The sequence below is a fragment of the Neobacillus sp. plas4 genome (genome assembly GCF_057221695.1).
The window spans coordinates 5428108-5451519 of sequence record NZ_CM170152.1 but is presented as its reverse complement, the minus strand read 5'-3'; the positions used below and the strand labels follow the sequence as shown (position 1 = coordinate 5451519).

At 40.0% G+C, this 23412-nt stretch carries 22 protein-coding genes; 10 read left to right on the top strand and 12 right to left on the bottom strand.

The window, feature by feature from the left end:
* Positions 1 to 140: 140 nt before the first annotated feature.
* A complete protein-coding gene (locus AC2TFD_RS27255) occupies positions 141 to 2294 on the top strand; it encodes a choice-of-anchor I family protein (protein ID WP_335568656.1) in 2154 nt (717 codons plus the stop codon).
* 43 nt (positions 2295 to 2337) lie between these two features.
* Here the strand turns inward: AC2TFD_RS27255 and AC2TFD_RS27250 are convergent, their stop codons facing one another.
* From AC2TFD_RS27250 to AC2TFD_RS27225, 6 genes are all read right to left on the bottom strand, one after another.
* Complete coding sequence (locus tag AC2TFD_RS27250) at positions 2338 to 2595, bottom strand: DUF2535 family protein (protein ID WP_335568657.1); 258 nt, start codon at positions 2593 to 2595, stop codon at positions 2338 to 2340.
* A gap of 439 nt (positions 2596 to 3034) precedes the next feature.
* Entirely contained in the window at positions 3035 to 4162 is a 1128-nt protein-coding gene (nspC, locus tag AC2TFD_RS27245) for a carboxynorspermidine decarboxylase (RefSeq protein WP_335514601.1), read from the bottom strand.
* The gene (locus AC2TFD_RS27240) at positions 4163 to 5404 is read right to left on the bottom strand and encodes a saccharopine dehydrogenase family protein (protein WP_484674337.1); all 1242 of its coding nucleotides are present in this window, start codon (positions 5402 to 5404) and stop codon (positions 4163 to 4165) included.
* Positions 5405 to 5951: 547 nt separating this feature from the next.
* Positions 5952 to 6287: a hypothetical protein gene (locus AC2TFD_RS27235; RefSeq protein WP_484674336.1), complete on the bottom strand. Its 336-nt coding sequence runs from the start codon at positions 6285 to 6287 to the stop codon at positions 5952 to 5954.
* Positions 6288 to 6541: 254 nt separating this feature from the next.
* Positions 6542 to 7699, bottom strand: a complete 1158-nt coding sequence (locus AC2TFD_RS27230) for a pyridoxal-phosphate-dependent aminotransferase family protein (RefSeq protein WP_484674335.1) — start codon at positions 7697 to 7699, stop codon at positions 6542 to 6544.
* A gap of 411 nt (positions 7700 to 8110) precedes the next feature.
* Positions 8111 to 9805, bottom strand: coding sequence for a DUF2207 domain-containing protein (locus tag AC2TFD_RS27225; RefSeq protein WP_484674334.1), 1695 nt, complete (start codon positions 9803 to 9805; stop codon positions 8111 to 8113).
* Positions 9806 to 10241: 436 nt separating this feature from the next.
* Between AC2TFD_RS27225 and AC2TFD_RS27220 the strand changes: the two genes are divergently transcribed.
* The 3 genes from AC2TFD_RS27220 to AC2TFD_RS27210 all read left to right on the top strand — a co-directional run bounded on the left by AC2TFD_RS27220 (position 10242) and on the right by AC2TFD_RS27210 (position 12381).
* Positions 10242 to 10727 carry a hypothetical protein gene (locus AC2TFD_RS27220; protein ID WP_484674333.1) on the top strand — a complete coding sequence of 162 codons (486 nt, stop codon included), beginning with the start codon at positions 10242 to 10244 and terminating at the stop codon, positions 10725 to 10727.
* Positions 10728 to 10815: 88 nt separating this feature from the next.
* Positions 10816 to 11382, top strand: coding sequence for an LOG family protein (locus AC2TFD_RS27215; protein ID WP_335568663.1), 567 nt, complete (start codon positions 10816 to 10818; stop codon positions 11380 to 11382).
* Positions 11383 to 11496: 114 nt separating this feature from the next.
* The gene (locus tag AC2TFD_RS27210; RefSeq protein ID WP_484674332.1) at positions 11497 to 12381 is read left to right on the top strand and encodes a TIGR01777 family oxidoreductase; all 885 of its coding nucleotides are present in this window, start codon (positions 11497 to 11499) and stop codon (positions 12379 to 12381) included.
* 82 nt (positions 12382 to 12463) lie between these two features.
* Here the strand turns inward: AC2TFD_RS27210 and AC2TFD_RS27205 are convergent, their stop codons facing one another.
* Positions 12464 to 13057 (bottom strand): CPBP family intramembrane glutamic endopeptidase, encoded by a 594-nt coding sequence (locus AC2TFD_RS27205; protein WP_484674331.1) that lies wholly within the window; start codon positions 13055 to 13057, stop codon positions 12464 to 12466.
* A 318-nt stretch (positions 13058 to 13375) separates the two neighbouring features.
* Between AC2TFD_RS27205 and AC2TFD_RS27200 the strand changes: the two genes are divergently transcribed.
* The gene (locus AC2TFD_RS27200; RefSeq protein ID WP_484674330.1) at positions 13376 to 14008 is read left to right on the top strand and encodes a ThuA domain-containing protein; all 633 of its coding nucleotides are present in this window, start codon (positions 13376 to 13378) and stop codon (positions 14006 to 14008) included.
* A gap of 346 nt (positions 14009 to 14354) precedes the next feature.
* On the opposite strand, the gene AC2TFD_RS27195 is transcribed toward AC2TFD_RS27200, so the two are convergent.
* The 3 genes from AC2TFD_RS27195 to AC2TFD_RS27185 form a co-directional block, all read right to left on the bottom strand.
* Positions 14355 to 14492, bottom strand: a complete 138-nt coding sequence (locus tag AC2TFD_RS27195) for a YvrJ family protein (protein ID WP_335568667.1) — start codon at positions 14490 to 14492, stop codon at positions 14355 to 14357.
* 67 nt (positions 14493 to 14559) lie between these two features.
* Positions 14560 to 14778 (bottom strand): DUF2922 domain-containing protein, encoded by a 219-nt coding sequence (locus AC2TFD_RS27190; protein ID WP_335511199.1) that lies wholly within the window; start codon positions 14776 to 14778, stop codon positions 14560 to 14562.
* 34 nt (positions 14779 to 14812) lie between these two features.
* Entirely contained in the window at positions 14813 to 15031 is a 219-nt protein-coding gene (locus tag AC2TFD_RS27185; RefSeq protein WP_335511200.1) for a DUF1659 domain-containing protein, read from the bottom strand.
* Between the two features lie 374 nt (positions 15032 to 15405).
* On the opposite strand from AC2TFD_RS27185, the gene AC2TFD_RS27180 reads away from it, so the two are divergent.
* On the top strand, positions 15406 to 16941 hold the full coding sequence (locus AC2TFD_RS27180; RefSeq protein ID WP_335568668.1) for a maltose/glucose-specific PTS transporter subunit IIC: 1536 nt from the start codon (positions 15406 to 15408) through the stop codon (positions 16939 to 16941).
* A 25-nt stretch (positions 16942 to 16966) separates the two neighbouring features.
* Complete coding sequence (locus AC2TFD_RS27175) at positions 16967 to 17659, top strand: N-acetylmannosamine-6-phosphate 2-epimerase (RefSeq protein WP_484674329.1); 693 nt, start codon at positions 16967 to 16969, stop codon at positions 17657 to 17659.
* Between the two features lie 135 nt (positions 17660 to 17794).
* On the opposite strand, the gene AC2TFD_RS27170 is transcribed toward AC2TFD_RS27175, so the two are convergent.
* A complete protein-coding gene (locus AC2TFD_RS27170; RefSeq protein WP_335511206.1) occupies positions 17795 to 17983 on the bottom strand; it encodes a hypothetical protein in 189 nt (62 codons plus the stop codon).
* 436 nt (positions 17984 to 18419) lie between these two features.
* Here AC2TFD_RS27170 and AC2TFD_RS27165 point away from each other — a divergent pair, with 436 nt between their 5' ends.
* From AC2TFD_RS27165 to AC2TFD_RS27155, 3 genes are all read left to right on the top strand, one after another.
* A complete protein-coding gene (locus tag AC2TFD_RS27165; RefSeq protein WP_335511208.1) occupies positions 18420 to 18932 on the top strand; it encodes a DoxX family protein in 513 nt (170 codons plus the stop codon).
* Between the two features lie 182 nt (positions 18933 to 19114).
* The gene (locus tag AC2TFD_RS27160) at positions 19115 to 20017 is read left to right on the top strand and encodes a hypothetical protein (protein ID WP_335568670.1); all 903 of its coding nucleotides are present in this window, start codon (positions 19115 to 19117) and stop codon (positions 20015 to 20017) included.
* A gap of 39 nt (positions 20018 to 20056) precedes the next feature.
* Positions 20057 to 21811 (top strand): hypothetical protein, encoded by a 1755-nt coding sequence (locus AC2TFD_RS27155; protein WP_484674328.1) that lies wholly within the window; start codon positions 20057 to 20059, stop codon positions 21809 to 21811.
* Between the two features lie 373 nt (positions 21812 to 22184).
* Here the strand turns inward: AC2TFD_RS27155 and AC2TFD_RS27150 are convergent, their stop codons facing one another.
* A complete protein-coding gene (locus AC2TFD_RS27150; RefSeq protein WP_484674327.1) occupies positions 22185 to 23384 on the bottom strand; it encodes a CynX/NimT family MFS transporter in 1200 nt (399 codons plus the stop codon).
* Between the last annotated feature and the right edge of the window lie 28 nt (positions 23385 to 23412).

The window sequence follows — 23412 nt, the reverse complement described above, 5'->3', positions numbered from 1 at the left end:
ATAAGTCCACATAACAATCTTTACAGTAATTTTACAAATATTCAATAGAATCTATAAACTCCTTTGCTACTATAGTACTAGTTGTCAAAATATGTCGCAATATATAAGGCAGCATTAACTAACAGGGGGAAATAAAAAAAATGAAGAGTCATTTTAAGCTCAACATGTTCAGTAAGATGGTATTAGCCGGAAGTTTACTACTAACAGGTGTTCCATTTGCTGTTCAAAATGTGAGTGCGGAAACGGGAATTCCAAATACGCTAGACATAAAAAAAGTAGCAGGATATAGCATCGGTACAACCAATGAAGATGGCGGCGTCGCTGAAATTGTTAAATACAATTCGGACAACGAGAAATTTTACGTAATCAATGGATATGGACAAACCATTGACATTGTTAGTCTAAAAGGGTTAACACCTGCCGAAACAGTACAACAGCTTCAAAAAGAAAAATCAATTAATATTGCAGATGCTGTGAACACAGATACTTTCGTTTACGGAGACTTAACAAGCATTGAAATGAATACTGCTAACGATACCATCGTGGCTGCTGTTCAAGCCGAAGATTATACCCAGAATGGAAAAATTATCGTGATGAATTATGATGGCGACATTCAAAAAACATACGATGCAGGTGTCCAGCCTGATATGGTTAAGTTAACAGCTGATGGCAAGTACATACTTTCTGCTAATGAAGCAGAGCCTCGCGGCGGACTTAAAGGGGAAGACCCAGAAGGTTCGGTTACGATTGTTGAGGTTGAAACAGGGAAAGTAACCCAAGTGAAATTCGATGATGAAAGTGTCATTGCTGATGATGTTCATATTCGAAAAAATGGAACCAAAGCCAAAGCTGCTGAAGATTTTGAACCTGAATTTATTGCTGTTTCAAATGATGGTGCGAAAGCCTTTGTAACCCTGCAAGAAAATAATGCGATTGCAACTATTGATATCAAAGCAGGGAAAGTGCTATCTGTAAAGTCACTTGGATATAAAGATCATTCTTTGGCAGGTAATGAACTGGATGCTGCAAGGAATGGAAAAATCGAACTCGAAAGGCTTCCGATTTTAGGGTCCTATATGCCTGATTCTGTTGCGTATGTAAACATAAATGGTACTGATTATCTGCTTACGGCGAATGAAGGGGATGCAACCGAGTGGCCAGAGGAAGACCCAACATTTATCAATGTAGCTGATTTTAAAGATGTAAAAGATACGATAACATTAAACCCTGACCTTTTTAAAGGGATGACTGCGGAAGAAGCACAAGCCGCATTTGATAAAATGAAAAACTCAGATGATTTTAAGAAACTCGAAGTATTAACAGATCGTGGAAATGATGCCATTTATACATTAGGCGGACGTTCTTTCTCTATTTGGAAAGCAGACACCATGGAGCTAGTTTACGACAGTGGAAGTGAATTCGAAACGATTACAGCTGAACGTTATCCGGACGTGTTTAACTGGTCAAATGATGATGATGAATTTGAAAAGCGCAGTGCGAAAAAAGGGCCTGAGCCGGAAGATGTCAAAGTGGGCATGATTGGCGATGAGGTATATGCATTTGTCGGACTTGAAAGAATCGGCGGGTTTATGACCTATAACATTTCAAATCCACAAAATGCACAGTTTGCCAACTATCTTAACAGCAGGGATTTCTCCCAAGCGATTGCAGGAGACGTAGCACCTGAAGGACTTGAATTTATTGCTGCAGACGTAAGTCCAACAGGTCGTCCGCTTGTTTTAGTTGGAAACGAAGTAAGTGGAACAGTTTCTGTAAGTGAGATTCAAGTGGATCCAATTAAACTTATTGAAGAAATTACGCTCGAACAAACGCAAGCAAGTCTTAAAGTTGGCGAAACGGTTAAATTAAGTTCAAGCATTACTCCAGCCGATACAACAGAGGATAAGGAAGTTACGTGGACAAGCTCTGATGAAAAAGTGGCTGCGGTAACGAACGATGGATTGGTAACTGCTCTAGCTGCCGGCAGTGCAACCATTACCGTTCAAACCAAAGATGGAGTTCACTCCGCGACAGCTGGCATTACGGTTACGGAACCAACGCCTCCGGCTGTAGACGATGACAGCGACGCTCAGGATTCAGATGGAGCCGTTGAAGTGCCTTCTTCAGATGATCAGACTATTGATACGGAAACGGTTGGTGAATCGAAGACCAGCCAAACTGGAAATAAACTGCCGAATACAGCAACAAACTATTTTAATCTCTTAGCAGCGGGATTGATTCTTGTGGTCATTGGCGGGATTATTGTATATTATCAAAAAAGGCGAATTGCATAAATGAAGAAACCATCCTGGCGTAATGTGCGGGATGGTTTTTTCATTATGCTTTATTTTTATTAACCTCTTCCAGACGATATAGCTCTTTGAAATCTGACCAGCTCATTTTTCGCTTTAAATATTCACGAAAGGAATAACAGCTTTTTTGCTGTGGGTTGTCGTGAAGGAATGAAACAAAGGTTTGCAAACGAGTTTGAATCATAAAAAAATGAGGATGACTTGCTTCTAAAACAGGGATTTCCATTACTTTTATTTTCTGTTCTGCTTGATTTTTAAACTCTAGACTCTTAAACAACAACAAAATATCATCTTCTTTTTTCGAGTTTCTTTCTATTATAACGTATTATTTTTCTAAATCGAATTAAAAAAGTGAATGTTTATGGAAAATTCAGATTACTTATGATAAGTTGGTGGTCCCGCTGGAAGAATCGTGCCCACACAGTTGGGCTAACTTGTGGTTTGCGGTCACGATTAATCCCTATTCGTACCCATTTTGGTTCGTTTTGCTGTTTGAAGGTAACGAATAGAATCTATTCGTGCCCGTTTTGGTTCGTTTTGCTGTTTGAAGGTAACGAATAGAATCTATTCGTGCCCGTTTTGGTTTGTTTTGCTGTTTGAAGGTAACGAATAGAATCTAATTCGTGCCCGATCTAGCCCGTTTACGCGGTTCAAGGTAACGGATAGGTTCGATTCCACAATAAAAACCAGATCCCTATTACAGAATCTGGCCTTAAAACCTATTATGCAAGTCTCATTTTAAAATCTTGGTAACCGAATTGCTGCACGACCTTACAATCGCCATCTTTGCCTTTCACAGCGATTGCTGGAAGGGGCATACCGTTAAACGTAGTGTTTTTTACCATTGTGTAAATCGCCATATCACCAAATACTAAGCGATCGCCGCTTTTCAATGGCTGATCAAACGAATAATCGCCGATAACATCACCTGTTAGGCAAGTTTGCCCGCCGAGTCGGTATGTATATGGCTTTTCGCCTGCTTCGCCTGATCCAAATAAAGGCGGGCGGTAAGGCATTTCCAATACGTCCGGCATATGACAGGTTGCAGATGTATCTAAAATGGCAATATCCAAATGGTTTTGATGTAAATCTAATACAGATGTAATGAGATAACCAGCATTCAGCGCAATCGCTTCGCCTGGCTCAAGATATACTTCTAATCCATAGTTATCCTGCATTCTTTTAATACAAGCTTCTAATCTTGGAATATCGTAATCTTCTCTCGTAATATGATGACCGCCGCCAAAGTTAATCCATTCCATTTGCGGAAGCCATTCGCCAAACTTTTCTTCAACTGCATTCAAAGTCGATTCCAAATCGTCAGAGTTTTGCTGACAAAGGGTGTGGAAATGCAACCCAGAAACACCATCTAATAATTCAGGACGAAATTGATCACGGATGACCCCGAATCGAGAACCCGGTGAACATGGATCATAAATGGCATGTCCAATTTGGGTAGAGTGCTCAGGATTGATCCGTAAGCCCACTTTTCTACCAGCTTTTAGCGCCTTATCTTTAAATTTTTCCAACTGTGAAAAAGAATTAAAGATAATATGATCACAAATGGAGATAATTTCGTCGATTTCATCGTCACGGTAGGCAGGGGCAAAGACATGATTTTCTTTGCCCATTTCTTCGTAGCCTAGACGTGCTTCATATAAACCACTTGCCGTTGTACCGCTTAAATACTTTCCAATGAGGGGATACATTGTTGTCATCGAAAAAGCCTTTTGTGCTAAAACAATCTTTGCTCCGGTACGCTGCATAACACCGTTTAGGATTTTAAGATTTTTTTCAATTAGCTCTTCATCGACTACGTAACACGGTGTTGGCAGTTCTTCAAACCGCATTTATCGGACAAGCTCCGGAATTTTTTTTTCCTCAGGAAGTGCATCAACTAAAACTGGATTAAAATCTTCTACCCATGGAAGTCCCCATTTATTTAACTCTTCCATGAATGGATCTGGATTAAATTCCTCAATATTGAATACGCCTGGTTTGTTCCATTTGCCAGTCAAAATCATAGCTGCACCGATCATTGCTGGAACGCCTGTTGTATAAGAGATGGCTTGAGAGCCGACTTCTCTATAGCACTCTTGGTGGTCACAAATATTGTAAACATAATATGTTTTATCTACGCCATCTTTTTTCCCTTTAAAGATACAGCCAATGTTTGTTTTACCAACTGTACGTGGTCCAAGGGAAGCTGGATCTGGTAATACTGCCTTCAGGAATTGAAGTGGAATAATTTGTTTTCCTTCGAATTCGATTGGCTCAATGCTTGTCATTCCAACATTTTCAAGTGCTTTAAGGTGAGTAATATAACTTTGACCAAATGTCATGAAGAAACGGATACGCTTAATCCCTGGGATGTTTTGCGCAAGAGATTCAAGTTCTTCGTGGTAAAGCAAGTACATATCCTTTTGACCAACTTCAGCGAAGTTATATTCGCGTTTGATTTCCATTGGCTCTGTCTCAATCCATTCACCATTTTCCCAGTATCTGCCGTTAGCAGAAACTTCGCGGATGTTGATTTCAGGGTTAAAATTTGTAGCAAACGGATAGCCGTGGTCGCCGCCATTACAGTCAAGAATGTCGATATATTCGATTTCATCAAAATAATGCTTAAGTGCATATGCAGAGAATACGCCTGTTACACCTGGGTCAAAGCCGCTTCCTAAAAGAGCTGTAATACCAGCTTTTTCAAAACGCTCTTTGTATTCCCACTGCCATTTGTATTCAAATTTAGCTGTATCTTCAGGCTCGTAGTTTGCTGTATCCATGTAGTGTGTTTTTGTTGCAAGACACGCATCCATGATTGTTAAATCTTGGTATGGTAATGCTAGGTTCATTACGATATCTGGTTTTACTTCATTGATTAACGCGATTAATTCTTCTACATTGTCCGCATCTACTTGAGCTGTAGTGATTTTTGTTTTGCTCGTACCCTCTAATTTTGCTTTTAAATCATCGCATTTAGATTTTGTACGGCTTGCGATACAAATTTCTTCAAAAACTTCGCTGTTTTGAACGCATTTATGAATTGCTACTGAAGCAACGCCGCCGGCGCCGATAATAAGTGCTTTTCCCATTTTCCATATCTCCTAACTTAATAGAATTTGTTTGAAAACCCGTGAAAACCAAGTGAACAACAAAAAAGCAAGTGTAAAAAGCGCATCACTGCGCACAACACTTGCTTTAGATATAATATCAATATTAAAAGGCATACGAATGACGAAAAAAGTCACACGTCTGCTATAAAAGTCCTAAGACAATAGCAAAGAAAGCACCTTAATATTCAAACTATATCTTTTTAAGATCAGAGTCTATATAGCAAATAATTACTTTTACCACTCTTATTGACCGTTTCACAAGTTGTGTGCATATGCACTGGTTGTAAAGTAACCAACTTATAAAATTTGAGCTTTTAACTCAATCAATAGGGCAACTAAAGTTGCCAATCGGCAGTTGACCCGGCTGTCCGTATGGCCTTAACTCCCGCGAGGAAGTGGTCAGTATTATCTGCTTGGAAAGACTCTAGATAGCTTGAATAGTAGCTTTCCAATTAGCTATTTTATATTATCAATATATTTACAGATTAGCAATAGTCAAATTAAAAAAAATTTCAACTAAATTTTGTTAAAAAATATCATGGTCATAATGGCTGGAATTCGGACCTTTTTTGGATGGCGAAATCAATGCGGCGATAAAAAATAAGGGGACAATGATATTTAATTTCGGATAGGTAATGATCAGGACAACAATGGTTAGAAAAATAAGAATCATGATGAGCTTTCTTATTTCTTTTACTTTCGGACTCTGATAAAATTTTTGCCACCTTTCATTGGATTTCATTTTTCCAGGTGCAAAGACAAAGGCAGATAAAAGGAGCAGGGCAACCCCAGGTATAATATAATTCATAAACATGAGTAAAATACTGAGAATGATCATCGAGTGAAATATCACTTTTTTCAACCGAACTCCCCCCTTAAAAGATTAGGCAAAGATGTTCTTTTTAATGGGTATTCGATGTATTTGGTAATTATTCATATCTGACCGGGAGGACAAATAGAGTGGTGCCTGTCACCAATGCGGGAAGTCTGGAGTGACCGAAGAGCATGATGAAAAAGAGTTTGGGTAAATGCAGTGAGTCTAAGGGCCTCTAACCTCTAATCATAATGTAAAAAAGAGACATGGTCGATCATGTCTCTTTCGCTTTTGCTATAAGATTACTTCTGTTGAGCAGCCAAGAAAACGTTTTGTGCTGCTGCTATCCCTGCACCAGGTTCAAAGGAGTAAGAGAAATCCTGCAGCCCAGCTTCTATCAGTGAAACGGCTTGAAGGATATCACTTGGGAAGCAATACCCCATATGACCGAATCTAAAAATCTTTCCTTGCAGATGGCCAAGTCCGCCTGCAAAATCAAGGTGATATTTTTCTTTTAGATGCCCAATAAATGTGGAAGCTTCCACGCCATCTGGCGCATATACAGCTGTGATCGTCGGAGACGCATATTCATCGGCCGTCAATAGTCCAATCGAAAGTGCCTTCATGGATGCACGAACCATATTCTTCATCAGTTCGTGTCTCGCAATGGTTTGTGAAAAGCCGCCTTCCTCGTCAATTAAATCACAGACAGCGGAAAGTCCAAAAATCAATGAAATGGCAGGGGTGTTTGGTGTCATCCCTTTCGACGCCCACTTCCGATAGCTTAGAAGATCTAAGTAATAAGCAGGCTTTGTTGTTTTCTCTATCACGTTCCATGCCCTGTCACTTACACTTAAAAGTGCTAGTCCAGGTGGCAGCATCATCGCTTTTTGTGACCCTGTTACTAAAATATCAATTCCCCATTGATCCATTTCCGCCGGAGCACCGCCAAGGCAGCTGACCCCATCGACAATAAATAGCGCATCGGTATGGGTGCGAACTACTTTTGCCAATTTTTCAATCGGGTTTAAGATTCCGGTGGAGGTTTCGTTATAGGTTGCAAAAACCGCCTTGATATTGGATAGAGGTTTTAGGAACTCACTAAGATCCTCTTCGGTACAGGCTTCGCCCCAATTTTTTTCAAGCTTATGTACGTTGAATCCATATTTCTCGCAAATGGAGACGAAATAATTACCAAAGGCGCCAACGGTGATGACGACCACTTCTTCTCCTGGGGAAACGGTATTAACGGCTGCTGCTTCTAATGCTGCCGTACCGCCTGATGGCAGCAGTAAAATTTCTAGCGCAGTCCCAAAAACTGTTTTTACCCGGTTGGTTGTTTCTTGATATAACCTTACGAATTCTTCGGTGCGATGACTAATCATGTCATGGTTCATGGCGAGCTGGACCTTTTTAGGGATTGGAGTTGGCCCAGGATGCCTAAGTATATTTGGATACATAGATTTCCCTCCATTTTCAGATTGTTTAATAGTATTAATTCCCGTTGCATAGTCCAGTATCCTTCTTTTTGGGAGAGAATAGGAAAAAAGGCTTGAGGATGGCCTCAAGCTTTTTTCCAGATGGCTTTGTTAAATAGGTCTGTTGATTTGCGCTTAAGTAACCAGCGAAAGTAAAATAAGCGGAGAATTTCCGGTTATTTGAAAAATGGAGCTCGTTTCGTGAAATATAAGCGGAGAATTTCCGGTTAAGCTACTCAAAATCCCCCATTTTAATGTCTTTTTTATAAATAAGCGGAATCTCTCCGACTATTTAGGATATTTTTATAATTTTTTACCAAATAAGCGGAATTTCTCCGTCTAATTACTAAAATCAACATTACTGTCCAGCTCCAGGGCACTTGCACTTTTCTTTTAGAAAGCACCAGATCCCCCGCCGCCACCACTTGTTCCTCCGCTAGAACTAGAGCTACTGCTGCTTGTGGTGCCGCCGCTTACCGAGTCATTCGCTTCACGAAACTTTGCAGAAGTGTCAGGACCGATAAATAATATGGGGTAGATTCCAGCACCAGCATCATAACTGTCGATATCTGAAGTTAGTGCCTCTATTAGGACATCATATTTGCGATCAATTTCTTTGCTGCTGATTCCGAGTCCGTAGATATAAGCACGCATTTGGTCATCTTCGGACCATTTTTCCCACTCAGCTTGTGGAAGTTCTTTAAAGCGAGTTTTAAACTGTTTCCATTCGTAGGCAATTCGTGCACCTTCCCAGGTTTTTGGCCGGTAAAGAATGGCGTAGAGAATCACTGGAATCAATAACACAAGGGTTGCAGCAAAAGAACCCATGAGACCGTAGATTGGGAAAAGGAATAGAAACGGCAGCAGTAAGATACTTGAAAAACCAATGAGTAAACGATAAGCCTTTTTATTTTCATAGAGGGTGTAACTGTCTATCTCATGGTTAACAGCCTGCCTCCATTGGGTTTGAAAAGTGTGGTAATGAGGTTGATTTAATTTGTTTCTCGTATAGGTTGATAGGTCGTCAAAGCTAAAGGTATTGTTTGATCCAATTTTATCAAATAGCCACTCCATCAACACATTCTCGTGCGGAAATGGAGATTTACGATTGATTAACTGAAAGCGGTCGTTGGACGTTTTTTTCACATATCCCTGCCGGACCAAATCTAGTAAGCCAGCGGCCATTGCTTGTGGTGGTAAATAGCGATTGTTCGTAAAGGCAATTGTTGCCGGCAAGCTCATGATTTGTTTTGGTACAGTAAGAAACTTGGTGCCTTCTCGCATAAGATCATTTCGTTTGGTACGTGCTGTTATCCAATCTTTGAACATTAGCAGCAGTAAAATAATGGTGAATACCGGGATTCCTATCTTGCCGATCGTTGAAAGAGTTTCTTTTATTGCAGCTTCTGCAGCAGCCTGATCGATAAGATCTTGTTTTGCCTTTAAGATTTCCTCTTTCATTGGTTTATTTGAAGTTTGGGGTGCAGCCGGGAAAAGGCTGACTGGATAGGCCACGCGGATATCCCCATTGGTACCATAAGGAACATAACCCAGTTGAAAAAGGACGGATCCATCTCCTTGAATTGTTTCGGTGTTAGTGGCTTCATCATATCCGAAAGCAATCACATCGTTCGTTTGTTTTGGCGGGTGAATCGTAATAGTTAGATTTTCGTAGTCGGATTCATTTCTTTCATCAAAAAACGGCCAGTAAAATTGGGCTGTATCCTGATAAATCTCCATTCCGTTTTCGATTATGTATTGAAGCTTTACGGTAATAGTTTCATCCGTCCCTTTACGGTGGACCTTGTATAGGTCATCTTCCTTTTCAATCCTTAAGAGTTGGCCATCCTCCGTTGCGGCAAACTGACTGATGACTGCTCCCTCTTTCGGTATCACTTCACGGGTTATCCCGTTAAACTCACCAAAAAATTCATAGGTATGGGTTTCCTCCACTTTCACATCTCCATTGTCTTGGAGGTATGCGTCCATTTTTACATTGGAAATGGAATAGTCCACAGCCAAGCCTTGGTGTGGGAACAAAAACAACATTGCAAATAATAGTAAGCATGCAAACCATTTTTTAAACATGTGCTTCACCTACTTTCCTAGTAATGGTTATACGAATGATTAGGTAAATGGTTTCATGGGTTTGTGATTGGACCAAAAACAAGAGGGCACAAGGGGTGGGTCACAATTATGATGAACTGTGCAATCGCAGACAGTTTAAAAAAAAAGATTCGGCGTCAAGCCGAATCAATGAAAGGGGCTAAGAAAAAGGGAAAAAGGCGTCCTCTTCCTATCTCCTTAATACTACCGTTTAATTGTAAAGTAACTATTAATTTAAAGTTAAGAGTCTATTAAGGTGCCTGTCACCAAAGTTGAAACGCAGTTTCAACCATTTATGCATTTATACATAAAAAAATGAATAAAAAAAGAGTTGGTTGTGTGTGTGTTGTGTGAAGATTTTGTGGACATAACATATAATGTGGTGTAATTCATACTTTTTTATAAAGGGGGTGTTGTGATGGGTAAGGAGTTTAGTAATTGGAATTCTGTAAGGATGGCAGCTATTGCGGGCTCCATTATTGGAATTGTCGGTATTGGAGTCATAACCAAAAATGTTCTATTGGGTTCATTGGTTCTTTTATTGGCCGTGGTTACTTATCTATTGTTTTTTTATTTCGGAAGGGATATAAGTGTTATTTGTCATGAACAAGGTTTTACGGTGAAGCGTGTAAGTAAGGCCACGGGGACGTCACTTCAAGAATATAGATGGGAAGATGTTAAGGAAACACACTACTATGATAATGAAAGTGGAGAAGACCATCTGGTTACTCGGCGTATTTTGGTTAGGACGGCAAGCGGTCCTGCATTTAATCTTTATGCCATGGAAGGGTTTGATGAACTTATATCAACTTTTAATCAAAAAACCAGCCATTTGCCTTATGTATGGAAGAAACCGAGAGAGATGTCTACTATTTATTTAAAGCAGGAGCGCATTTTTTCTTAACAAGCAGGAAGTGGATACTTCCTGTTTTTTTTCCTGATTTTTAACTATAATGGTTGTTAACCTGAATAATAATTATAGGAGGGGAAGCATGCAGCGATTAGCGGTTTATTGTGGTTCTAGTTTGGGTGCTTCTGAGGCTTATAAAACAGGAGCTATCCAGTTAGGAAAAGAACTAGCGAAACGGAATATTACAGTGGTGTATGGCGGTTCAAGTATCGGTCTGATGGGGGCCGTTGCTAATACGGTGTTAAATGAAGGCGGACATGCGATTGGTGTCATTCCGAAGATATTGGAGGAACGTGAAATCTCTCATAAAGGACTAACGGAATTGATTACGGTGGAAACGATGCACGAGCGAAAGGCGAAAATGATGGAGTTGGCGGATGGATTTGTGGTGCTGCCTGGCGGGACGGGCACGTTAGAAGAGTTCTTTGAAGTCTTCACCTGGGGTCAGATTGGGCTGCATAAAAAGCCATGCGGCCTTCTTAATATTAATCATTATTATGACCCGCTTATCCACCTGTTTGAACACATGATCGACCAAAAATTCCTGCAAGAAAAATTCCGCACAATGGCCATAATTGAGGATGACCCCGCCCTCTTACTTGATAAATTTTTAAACTACGAGGCACCGCCAATCAAATCATTTGAGTAATATGTTGAGAGACCAAATCTATCATGATTTGGTCTCTATTTTTGGTCAAAACGTACAAACATTCCAATTAATGTTAAAATTGATTTAATTTTGAAAATAGATCGGAGGTTTCCTATGAAAAAAGTAATTTTAGCAGGTGGAACAGGCTTTATTGGCGACTATTTTAAAAATAAATTTACTCAGCTTGGATATGAGGTGAAAATCATATCTAGGCAGCCACAACACATTTCTTGGGAAGACGCACCTGGCATCATCGACGCATTGGAAGATGCCGAACTTCTCATTAATCTAGCAGGGAAATCTGTAAATTGCCGGTACAATCAGAAAAACAAAAATGAAATTCTGAACTCCAGACTTAAGACAACTAAAATACTAGGAGAGTCTATTCTAGCTTGCCAAAATCCCCCTAAGGCTTGGATGAACTCCAGCACCGCAACGATTTATCGGCACGCAGAAGACCGTCCGATGACCGAAGAAAGTGGAGAAATCGGCTCAGGGTTTTCTGTCAATGTAGCGAAAGAGTGGGAGAAAGCGTTATTTGCCTTTGAGCTTCCAAAAACACGAATCATTGCGCTCCGAATTGCCATTGTGCTTGGCAAAGAGGGTGGAGTCATGTCACCCTATCGAAATCTAGTGAAGTTTGGACTTGGCGGTGTTCAAGGAACAGGAAAACAAAAGTTCAGCTGGATACATATAGAAGATTTATTTCAGATTGTTCTTTTTCTAAAGGAAAGAGAGGAACTAAACGGGGTATTTAATTGTTCTGCACCGAATCCTGTCAGCAATCATGAGCTTATGCAAAGATTACGAGATAAAATGAATGTATCATTTGGATTACCTTCGCCCAAATGGCTGCTTGAATTAGGTTCGGTCCTCATTCGAACAGAAACAGAATTGGTGTTAAAAAGCCGCTGGGTGATTCCAGAACGGTTGGAGCGAGAAGGGTACAAATTTATCTTTGATACACTCGATAACACCCTGGAGGACATTCTAAAATAAGTGTGCCTAAGGAAAAACACCCCCTGTATCGTATTTTTACAATATGAACGTTAGGAGGGTGTTTTTTAAATTAGAAGGCAGTTCAAATGATCCATCCATTGAAAACCATTCCTAAATTTATAACGATATGAAAAATGATTGCTGGATAGATACTATTCGTTTTTAACACGACGATTGCATAAAACAGGCCTCCGAAAGAGAATAGTAAACTTATTAGCAGCGGTATCCCAATTGAAATATGTAGAAGACCAAACCCGAGACTCGTTATCATGATTGCATAAAACGTGGATACATACTTTCTTATACTAGAAAGCAGAATGCCTCTCCAAATGATTTCTTCAAGCGTAGCGTTTATGATGGCGAACAATATACCGAATAGTACCATTGATATGATATCACTTATTTCCTGATTCAGGAACATCGGTATTAATAGTGTGCTAGAGCCTGCTAAACCGATGATTAAAAAGTAGGATACTTTAATCGTATGAAATGGCAGTGTGATGGTGCTGTTCCAATTTGGAAGCTGTGAAAAGATAACTATTTTTTGCTTATAGAATAGTTGCGTAAATACTAACCCAGCAATGATGATGATAAGCAAACTTCTGTTTAGTATCGTTTTTGTTTTTGCTGATAAGTCCCAGTCTTCGATATAGGCAAAAGCAGATTGAAATATCAAAAGGCCCACCAGAAAAGAGAGTAATAATGCGGTAAAGGCGCGGTGTTTTGCTGCCGAAGTGTGGATAATGAGCAAAGAAATCAGTATAACGAGACCCCACCCTATCATACTAAGCGAAATACAAATAATGCCCGTAAAAAACAAGATAGCTACCATCGACAAAAATAAATTCTTTTGCGAGAAAATAAACGTAAAACCTCCTTTATTGAAGATGTTTTAATGTTACCATAATTTTACAACATTGTATTTTTTAATACCAAAAGAAACAATCTATTTAAAAGGAAACTTTTATACTAAAAGTAGAGTAGGAGAGATGGAATGGCAAAAATCATAGCATTAGTAGGAGATTATTGGCATGATGGTGAGGCTGCAAAGGCAGCATTAGAAGCAGCAATCAAAAGATTACCGAACAAAGATGAATTTGAACTGCAGTACGTTACTTATGAGGAAGTTGTAGAGGCATTAGAAACGAAACCAGACCTTTTTATTAATGCAAAAATGAACAAGCTTAACCCAAAAGATGAACATATCATCACTTGGTTAACAGAGGAAGCAGATGAAAAGATAGAAACCTATGTTAAAAACGGCGGCAGTATCCTGGCTTGGCATGCAGGCATGGCTGGATATCCACGTCACACCCATTACACTCAATTGCTGCGAGGATCTTTTGACTACCATCCGCCGGGACTCCAAGAAGTAATCTATAAAGGCAAAGATGCAACATTTACCATTGCCGATGAGCTTTATTTTGTCCATTGTGATGAGGCAAATACGGAAGTCTACCTTCGGAGTACGGGAGTGGATGGGGATACGATCGCAGGTTGGAAGCATCCCTATGGTAAAGGGAAGGTTTGCTGCCTTACCCCAGCTCATACAAAGGAAGGGATGTTGAATGAAAACATTTCAAGGCTGCTGGCTGAAAAAATAATGTGGCTCGTATCTCATGAATAAAGGCTGTTTTCGTAAAAAATGTTGTTAAAATCTTAAAGCCGATTTTAACGTGGAAATAGGTATTTTGTTGCTTTTGAATTGAGTTTGCAGCTCTTTTCTTATATAAAATATGTATTTTCTGCAGAACTTTAGCATTTCCATTAAATTTTGTTTTCAAAAACAATAAAGTATAGAAAAGAGCCTAAAAAAAATGATTCGGCCAGTTGCCGAATCTAAAAATAAAAATCTATAAAAGGGGGTTTATGGAAGAGAGAATAAAAAGGTTGTCCTCTTACATAAATCTATCTTACCTCTAAAATATGAACAAACTATGAACAAAGCTTTAAGGTTCTATTAAGTTTTGCAATTACACTTTCATACGTTCTGGGAGATTTTGAATCGATTGGACCACCATATCAAGCTTCGACTCAATCCGATATAGCAAATAGAGGGTGACCACGATTGGAAATCCAACCTCACTGATGAGAGGGATCATTTGCTCCACGACTTTCACTCCTTTCATATTGATTTAAAGGCCGGATTCCACCAGAACCCGGCCTTTTTCAGCTCTATTAAACTATTTCATATTCTGTAACATTGCGATCAATGACGCGTGCACCCTTAACAGAAGCATAATTTCCGTTTGTTGAAGTAAAAACTCCGGAAGCAATCATTTCCTCCATTGCTTGTTTCACTACTGCTTCTTCAATTGGCTCTTTCGGACTTTCAATCGTTAAACGAGCCGGTTTACCAAAGTCGGTCACAAATTCTAACTCTAATGTTTTAGCCATTTTCTTCACCTCCTATCTTATTTGTATTTTTTGATTACGCTAGTAAATCAGAATTGTCGATTCTCTCAATATTTCTGAGAGTATCTCCTGACAAACCGATAATGGCCTGCGCTGCTTGTAACATTTGATCTGGAGTCGCAGATTTGTGGATATTGCTGAAAGTCTTCGCCTTCAGCAGTGGTTTTCCATCGTCATCCATTCCCACCTGAAAAACCAACCGTAATTTCGATGTTGCTATAACTGCTTGTGCCATCGTGATCACCTCCTTTCACCCTTTATATATAGAAATGTGGGCAATAAGGACATGGCCATGGAAAAAAATAATTATCATTTTCATATGGAATGACCGAAAAACTTAGGTAGGGGTGTTTTTCTAATGAAATGTTTATGGATTGAATAGAGCAGGTAGAAACATAATGTAAATAAAGCTAGGAAATGGGATAAGATAAAAAGGAGAAGCATTGAAAAGAAGCCCCCCTCTCTGTAAACATTTCAATCCAAACCAGGAGAAGGACGAAAAGGGTTTAAGACAGATGAAACTCCATTGAAATATAGCTGAAGTGACAATATGATACAGCCGAAAATTCCCAAACTAATACGTTTAAAACAACAGGGAGGTTATCATCTATGAAAAAGGCATTTGAGAAAGCTCAGCAATTTGGGAAATCGTTTATGCTTCCCATCGCCGTATTACCAGCAGCTGGTTTGTTATTGGGAATTGGCGGAGCCCTTTCGAATCCAAATACGGTTTCAGCTTATCCGTTTTTAGATATCACATGGCTTCAGGCCATCTTTACAATCATGAGTGCTGCAGGGAGTATCGTGTTTGCAAACTTGCCGATTATCTTTGCTGTAGGGGTTGCGATTGGTTTAGCGCGTTCAGATAAAGGAACGGCGGGACTGGCAGCAATGATTGGTTATTTTGTTATGAACAGTACTATTGGTGCTTTACTCAGCTTGACTGGAAAACTAGCGGAAGATAATTTAGCTGGGGCAGGTCAGGGGATGTCAGTTGGGATTCAGACGTTAGAAACCGGTGTATTCGGCGGGATTATTATCGGGATTGTAGCTGCAGCCTTGCATAATAAATACAATAAAATTCAGCTGCCCCAAGTGTTAGGCTTCTTTGGGGGCTCTCGATTTATTCCAATCGTGGTTTCCTTTGCTTCGATTTTTGTCGGAGCAGTATTATTTGTGATTTGGCCTTTTTTCCAAATGTTTATTAATCAGTTAGGAAATCTCGTTACAGGTACTGGCGAAATTGGTACCCTCTTATTTGGGTTTATTCTACGTATGCTTGGACCAATGGGCTTGCATCATATTTTCTATTTGCCATTTTGGCAAACGGCTCTTGGTGGGACGATGGAAATTGGCGGTAAGTTAATTAGTGGTACACAAAATATCTTCTTTGCTCAATTGGCGGATCCTTCAACGACCCAGTATTACGAAGGGGTATCTAGATTTATGTCAGGCCGCTTCATCACCATGATGTTCGGTTTACCAGGTGCTGCTTTAGCGATTTATCATTGTGCGAAAAAGGAAAATAAAAAAGCAGTAGCGGGAATTCTTTTATCCGCTGCATTAACTTCATTCTTAACAGGGATAACGGAGCCGCTAGAATTTAGTTTCTTATTTGTGGCACCACTATTATATCTCGTTCATTCTATTTTTGACGGATTTGCGTTTATGATGGCAGATATTTTCAATGTCACGGTAGGACAAACCTTCTCTGGCGGATTCATTGATTTTATTCTTTTTGGAATTCTTCAGGGTGTTGATAAAACAAACTGGCCATATGTATTAGTTGTCGGGATTCCTTGGTTCTTCCTATATTATTTCACCTTTAAATTCTTAATTCGTTGGAAGAACTTCAAAGTGATTGGCCGAGAAGACAAGGAAGAAAAGGCCGCAGCACAAGTTTCCGCAACAGATCGGGCGAAAACAATTGTTGAGGGATTAGGTGGAAGCGAAAACATAGAGATTGTTGACTGCTGTGCGACCCGTCTTCGTGTTACGATTAAGAACGAAAACTTGGTTCAGGAAGATGTGATTAAACAGACAGGTTCAAAAGGAATCGTGAAAGCGGGGACAGGTGTGCAAATTATCTACGGACCTCAAGTGACGATTGTGAAAAACGAAGTCGAAGAGTATTTAGGACATTAATTTCTATAGTAAAGGAGTGGTTTGCTTGCAACAAGTGTTAGAACAGATTAAAAAAGGTTTAATTGTTTCCTGCCAGGCTTTAGAAGGGGAGCCTTTGCATAGTGCTTTCATTATGGGGAGAATGGCACTAGCGGCAAAAGAAGGCGGAGCGGTTGGCATCCGTGCCAACTCTGTCGCGGATATTATTGAAATTAAAAAACAAGTCAACTTGCCTGTGATAGGCATCATAAAAAAAGTATACGATGACCATCCAGTATTTATTACGCCTACGATGAAGGAAATTGATGACTTGGCTGAAACACATTGCGAAATTATCGCGACAGATGCAACAAACCGCACGCGCCCAGATGGTAGTGATTTGGAGACATTCTATAAGGAAGTGCGCTCCAAGTATCCTCATCTGTTATTAATGGCTGACGTTTCTACAGTCGAAGAAGCGATGTTTGTCGATGAGTTAGGCTTTGATTTTGTTGCACCGACTTTATATGGCTATACGCCAGAAACAAATGGCTTGACAATCGACGACCATGATTATGCAGTCATAAGCCAAATTGTAAAGGTAGTGAGAAACGCAAAGGTATTAGCAGAGGGCAATGTGTCAACTCCAGAGATTGCTAAGTCCGTGTTAGATATTGGTGTCCATGCAGTGGTTGTTGGTGGAGCCATTACAAGACCACAGTTAATTACGAAGAAGTTTGCTAATGCTTTGAAGAACTAAATCTTTCATTTGAAAATGACCCTAGAAATCACAATTCTTAGGGTTGTTTTTTCTGAGGATTGATACGTCGGAGTGTGATAGAAGCCGGGGTGAATATAAAAGAGACCAGCTGCTATCAAGCTGGTCTCTTGCTGTTTAGATAAGCTGTGCCACTTTTTCCTCAAAGTATACATTCATTAGCTTTTCTAGTTGGATTGAAAGGCTCACATATTCGGAACTATTAGGACCTGTTCGGCTATATAATTCAAGTTGCTTTATCTTAAGATTAACAATGTCCATTAGAAGTTTCGTATTTTCCTTGTGATTAAGTTTTTTTGCTTCCATCATACACCTCATGTATTTTTTTGATAGTGGTTCGGAAGGCATGAATCTGAGTATGTTTTAATATATTTTTTCCTAAACCTTCACGATAGTAGCATAGTTCCACATTGTTGTGAACGGGCATTTGAAAAGTAGAAAAATTGAAAAAAAGGTAAATGATTTTAATATATTGTTATGTTGTATTTACCCTTCAACAATGCTTTGATTCGTAACAGTGAGGGACGATAACACGTTATCGTATAATAGCATCAAAATGGTAAAAGATTTGGTCCCACTGAAGCAGTAAAACGCGAAGTACCTTCTAATTCTACTGTTCAACATTCCGTCAAAACATTTCAAACAAACTGTGAACTTAGCACTATGTCTATGTTATTAACCATCAATTTCCAATATAGTATAAGTGTAGAGAACAAGTTAGATATGAAAGGCGGAATGACTTATGTTTAACAAATTTTTAAGAGAAAACAACATCTCAGCAGCGATCTTAACTATTATTCGTTTATACCTTGGCTACGCTTGGTTTACAGCAGGTATTCATAAAATCACAGGTGGATTCGACGCTTCCGGTTACCTAAAAAATGCAGTAGCAAATCCAGTAAAAGGCCCAGATGGCAACATGGTTTACAGCTGGTATGTTAACTTCCTAGAAAGCTTTGCGTTACCAAATATTGATTTATTCAACTTCATCGTTCCTTGGGGCGAAGCACTAATCGGTTTAGGGCTTATACTTGGATGTTTAACAACAGCTGCTATGTTCTTTGGTCTAGTGATGAACTTCAGCTTCTTCTTAGCAGGAACCGTTTCTCATAACCCAACTGACATTTTCTTAGGCTTCATCATCTTAGCTGCAGGATTCAACGCAGGAAAATACGGTTTAGACCGCTGGGTAGTTCCATTCATCCGTAAAACCATCAACAAAAAATCTTCAAACAGCACAAAAGCAGCTGCATAAACAGCAGTGGTACAAAAAGACGATTCGATCCCCCTCGAATCGTCTTTTTGATGTTAAAACCTGCCAAACTATTCCAAATCATTAGGTGAAAAGAATCGTTTTATAAAAGAAAGGACAAAAAACGACATTTCTACTCGAAGATTATCGATGAACACCACAATACGTTGAAAGGGGGTGAAATCGTGCACTTCCGCCAATTTCTACTATCAGCACTAATGGTTGGAGCAGCGATTCTTTTTCCAGACAACGCTTTTGCTGAGAATAATGAACTTGCTTCTCAAAAGGGACAAGCTCATCCTTCTGAAAAAAGTAATAATAACGCTGTAAAAATAAACGTCCCGGCAATAGCTGAACAAGTAAAACCGCTAGAAAAGACAGTGCCAAAACAAGAGGCTGTTCCAGAAAAAGCGGTAGTACCGAAACAAGCAGCTGTACCAGAAGAGGCTGTAGAACCGAAACAAGCTACTATACCAGAAAAAGCTGCAATACCTGAACATGCGCGTGTTAATCAGGCTGAAGCAAAACAGCCGCAAGCCAAAGGTAATCCTAACCAGGACATGTTAAAAAGTTTGCCAGATCAGGCAAGAGGGAATGGTAAGCCAGAAAAGACTGTAGAGGAAACAGGTCATGATAGAGCAGAAGCTGTGCAGAAAAAAAGGCAAATGTTACTAGAAAAGCTGGATCCTATATCTTCTTTTCAAACTACTGAAAAGAAAGTAGAGGTCGAAGAAGCGAAACGGGGTACAGTCGAACCTCAGGGGGAAGACTCAGCTATAACAAAATCAGTACCTGTCGAACATGTGCCGGAAAAAGTTCCGACCAGCAAGGAAGAGGTTTTTAAGCAGATGGTGAACCAAACCCAACGAAATAACAGTTCTGGAGGACAATCTCATGATCGGGTCATTCAGGGTTTAAATACTAGTAACTTGTTGGATAAATGGTTTGATTGGGATACCTACGTTGAAATGAAACTGATCCAGCCTTACCTTTCAAGGCTAGCCTTGATGAATACTCAATGGGTGAATGCTCCACCGGCACCACCGCCAGAAAAAGCTCCTTTATTAAAAAATGTAACCCGCAGCTAAATGCCACGGATCATGATAATAAAAGGAGCGAATTAAAAAATGAAACATTACTTAAACCCGAATAAAGTTGCTAAATCTTTTGTACTTGCAGGAGCATTATCGTTTGGAATTTTTGCTGGAGGTCATTTTACTGAGGCAGCAGGTCCAGATCACGCGAAGGCTGAAAAAAACGTTCAAGTGAAACAATCCAATAACGCAAAGGTTAATGTGAATGTTAAACCAGCTGTTCCAGCAGCACCAGCTGTACAGGCAAAGAATGAAGCAAGCGTACAAGTAAAGCCAAATGAAGAAAAAGCCAGCAAGTCACAGGCAAGCGTTCATGCAAGTGAGACGGCAAAATTGAATGCTGCCCCGAATTCAGCTGTTCATGGCAAGGGAGAACCAGCAGATGACGCGGCTGCGGAAGAAGTAGTCAAAGAAGAAGTGCCGGTAGAAGAACCACAAGTTGAAGTAACACCGGTCCTTGATCTTGCAACGGAAGTAACAACTGAGACTGAGGAAACAGAAGTGGATACGAATGCAGATTCTAAATCGGAAGAAGCAGTTGACGTTGATAATGATGTAGCTGCCAAAACGGAGGATGAGGATGAGGATGACTCGGCAAAAGACGAGGAAAAAGAAACAGATGCTGACTCCGACTCCGTTTTAAGAAATGAAGATGATGAAGATGAGGACGAAGACGAAGATTCCGAGAACATCGAATTTGAAACGGATGCAATTGTAAACACTGAAGATGATGAAGAAGCTGAAGTTGTTGAAGAAGAGGAAAAAGTAAACCCATCTGCAGCTAACAAAGCAAAGTCACAAGCTAGTGTAAAAGCAAGCGAAAATGCTAAGGAACATGCAGCAGCAAATTCAGCTGTCCATGCAGTAGCAGAAGATGTTATCGTTGAAGATGCTGTTGAAGTAGAAGCTGAAGTTGAATCTGAAGAGGCTGCAGAAGATGTAGTGGCTGATGCAGAAACAGAAACAGTTGATACTGAAACAGAAGATACTGAAGTTGTTGAAGAAGAGGCAGAAGTAACTGAAGTTGAAAAAGTAAACCCATCTGCAGCTAACAAAGCAAAGTCACAAGCTAGTGTTAATGCAAGCGAAAATGCTAAAGCACGTGCAGCAGCCAATTCAGCTGTCCATGCAGTAGCAGAAGATGTTATTGTTGAAGACGCTGTTGAAGTAGAAGTTGGAGTTGAATCTGAAGAGGCTGCTGAAGAAGAAGTGGCTGATGCAGAAACAGTAATAGTTGATACTGAAACAGAAGAAGCTGAAGTTGTTGAAGAAGAGGCAGAAGTAACTGAGGTTGAAAAAGTAAACCCATCTGCAGCTAACAAAGCAAAGTCACAAGCTAGTGTAAAAGCAAGCGAAAATGCAAAAGCACATGCAGCTGCAAATTCAGCTGTCCATGCAGTAGCAGAAGAAGCTGTTGAAGTAGAAACTGGAGTCGAATCTGAAGAGGCTGCAGAAGATGTAGTGGCTGATGCAGAAACAGTAACAGTTGATACTGAAACAGAAGAAACTGAAGTTGTTGAAGAAGAGGCAGAAGTAACTGAGGCTGAAAAAGTAAACCCATCTGCAGCTAACAAAGCGAAATCTCAAGCTAGTGTAAATGCAAGCGAAAATGCTACAGCACATGCAGCAGACAATTCAGCAGTTTTAGCTGATGAAGAAGCGACGGAAGAAGTAACTGCTGAAGAAACGGTTGAAGCAGTAACTGAAGCGACGGAAGAGGCTATTAAATTGGAAACTGAAGTAACAGCAGTTATAGAAGAAGAAGCTGTTGCAGCTGAAACAAAATAATTGTTTACTATGCAAAGAGACCGAGGGATTTTTCCTTCGGTCTCTTTTTCTGCAAATTATCTTCTGTTGGAATGTTTAAATTAAGGAAAGAGACAGACGTCAGACAGGATGAAAAGAGGTTTTGGTTCCCATGATTGGTGAAAGGTTCGTGCTGAGGGAATCAAAAAGAGGTTTTGGTTCCCATGATTGGTGAAAGGTTCGTGGCGAGGGAATCAAAAAGAGGTTTTGGTTCCCAGATTGGTGAAAAGTTTATTCTGAGGGAATTAAAAAGAGGTTTTGATTCCCTTGAGTGCAAATAAGTTCAGGATATGGGAATCAAAATATTTTCCCATTCCCTTAAATATAAAAAGGCTCACCTCTTGATAGGGCGAGCTTAAACATACCGATCACGGCCAGACAACATTCCAAATATCATAACCACCACTGAAATAATAATAAGTGTAATGAGGGGGAGTGTCCACAATTGCGCTAAATCATATAAATAGCCAATAAATAATGGTCCAATTGCTGCCAGGATGTAACCTGTTGATTGGGTCATACCGGATAACTCAGCCGCTTGCTTTGCATTTCGAGCTCGAAGACCGATATAACTGAGAGCTAAGGGAAAGGCTCCTCCCAATGTTAATCCAATTAAGACAATACTTACGATTAAAATCGGATATGATGTGCCTAACAGTAATCCACTATAGCCAACCACTGAGCACATACTTAATCCGAATGCTAACCAAATTTGGGATTGAAACCGTCCTGCGAGGACTGGTATAAAGAAGCTGGCGGGTAAACCTACTAGTTGGGTAAAGGATAGCATCCATCCAGCAGTTTCCATACTCATTCCTTGACTATGTAAGATTTCAGGTAGCCACGAAATTGTTACGTAAAATAAAAATGACTGAAACCCCATAAATATGGCAATTTGCCAAGCAAGAGGTGTACGCCACATTTTTGAGTTTGTACCCGTCTGCTGTTTTAAAACTTTATGATCCTTTGAACTGCTTTTGTGAAGACTGACCCACACGAGGATTGCCACTACCGCAGGAATCACCCATACGATTTGGGCTCCTTGCCAGCCAAGGTTTAAATTTATAGCTAAAGGTACACTAATTCCAGATGCTAACGATGCGACCAGTCCCATCGATGTTGAATAGACGCTTGTCATTAAACCGAATTTGTGAGGGAATTTATCCTTGACAATGGCCGGTAAAAGAACATTTCCAATGGCAATCCCTAAACCTGCCAACAGGGTTCCCGCAAAAAGGAAGAAAGTCGTCGGAATTGACCGAATGGAGATTCCAATTATAAGAGCTGTTAAGCCAATAATTAAGGTACGTTCATTTGTCAGCAGAATGGCAATTCTAGGAACAAGGGGAGACATGACAGCGAAAACTACTAATGGCAAACTCATCAATAAACCGGCACTCCAATGGGCGAGGCCAACATCTTCCTGAATCATACCAACCAGTGGCCCTAATGATGTAATCGCTGGGCGTAAATTAAAGGCTACAAGGACAATCCCTGCAATAAAAAGATATATGTAAGTTGATTTTGTTTTTGCTTTTGACTCTAATAACTCCAAAAAAGTAACTCCTCTCTATAAACCAAAC

Bases quoted from the DNA above. Each gene is read 5' to 3' on its own strand.
- AC2TFD_RS27255 (WP_335568656.1), top strand. From the start codon at position 141: ATGAAGAGTCATTTTAAGCTCAACATGTTCAGTAAGATGGTATTAGCC.
- nspC (WP_335514601.1), bottom strand. From the start codon at position 4,162: ATGCGGTTTGAAGAACTGCCAACACCGTGTTACGTAGTCGATGAAGAG.
- AC2TFD_RS27240 (WP_484674337.1), bottom strand. From the start codon at position 5,404: ATGGGAAAAGCACTTATTATCGGCGCCGGCGGCGTTGCTTCAGTAGCA.
- AC2TFD_RS27230 (WP_484674335.1), bottom strand. From the start codon at position 7,699: ATGTATCCAAATATACTTAGGCATCCTGGGCCAACTCCAATCCCTAAA.
- AC2TFD_RS27225 (WP_484674334.1), bottom strand. From the start codon at position 9,805: ATGTTTAAAAAATGGTTTGCATGCTTACTATTATTTGCAATGTTGTTT.
- AC2TFD_RS27220 (WP_484674333.1), top strand. From the start codon at position 10,242: ATGGGTAAGGAGTTTAGTAATTGGAATTCTGTAAGGATGGCAGCTATT.
- AC2TFD_RS27215 (WP_335568663.1), top strand. From the start codon at position 10,816: ATGCAGCGATTAGCGGTTTATTGTGGTTCTAGTTTGGGTGCTTCTGAG.
- AC2TFD_RS27210 (WP_484674332.1), top strand. From the start codon at position 11,497: ATGAAAAAAGTAATTTTAGCAGGTGGAACAGGCTTTATTGGCGACTAT.
- AC2TFD_RS27200 (WP_484674330.1), top strand. From the start codon at position 13,376: ATGGCAAAAATCATAGCATTAGTAGGAGATTATTGGCATGATGGTGAG.
- AC2TFD_RS27190 (WP_335511199.1), bottom strand. From the start codon at position 14,778: ATGGCTAAAACATTAGAGTTAGAATTTGTGACCGACTTTGGTAAACCG.
- AC2TFD_RS27185 (WP_335511200.1), bottom strand. From the start codon at position 15,031: ATGGCACAAGCAGTTATAGCAACATCGAAATTACGGTTGGTTTTTCAG.
- AC2TFD_RS27180 (WP_335568668.1), top strand. From the start codon at position 15,406: ATGAAAAAGGCATTTGAGAAAGCTCAGCAATTTGGGAAATCGTTTATG.
- AC2TFD_RS27170 (WP_335511206.1), bottom strand. From the start codon at position 17,983: ATGGAAGCAAAAAAACTTAATCACAAGGAAAATACGAAACTTCTAATG.
- AC2TFD_RS27165 (WP_335511208.1), top strand. From the start codon at position 18,420: ATGTTTAACAAATTTTTAAGAGAAAACAACATCTCAGCAGCGATCTTA.
- AC2TFD_RS27155 (WP_484674328.1), top strand. From the start codon at position 20,057: ATGAAACATTACTTAAACCCGAATAAAGTTGCTAAATCTTTTGTACTT.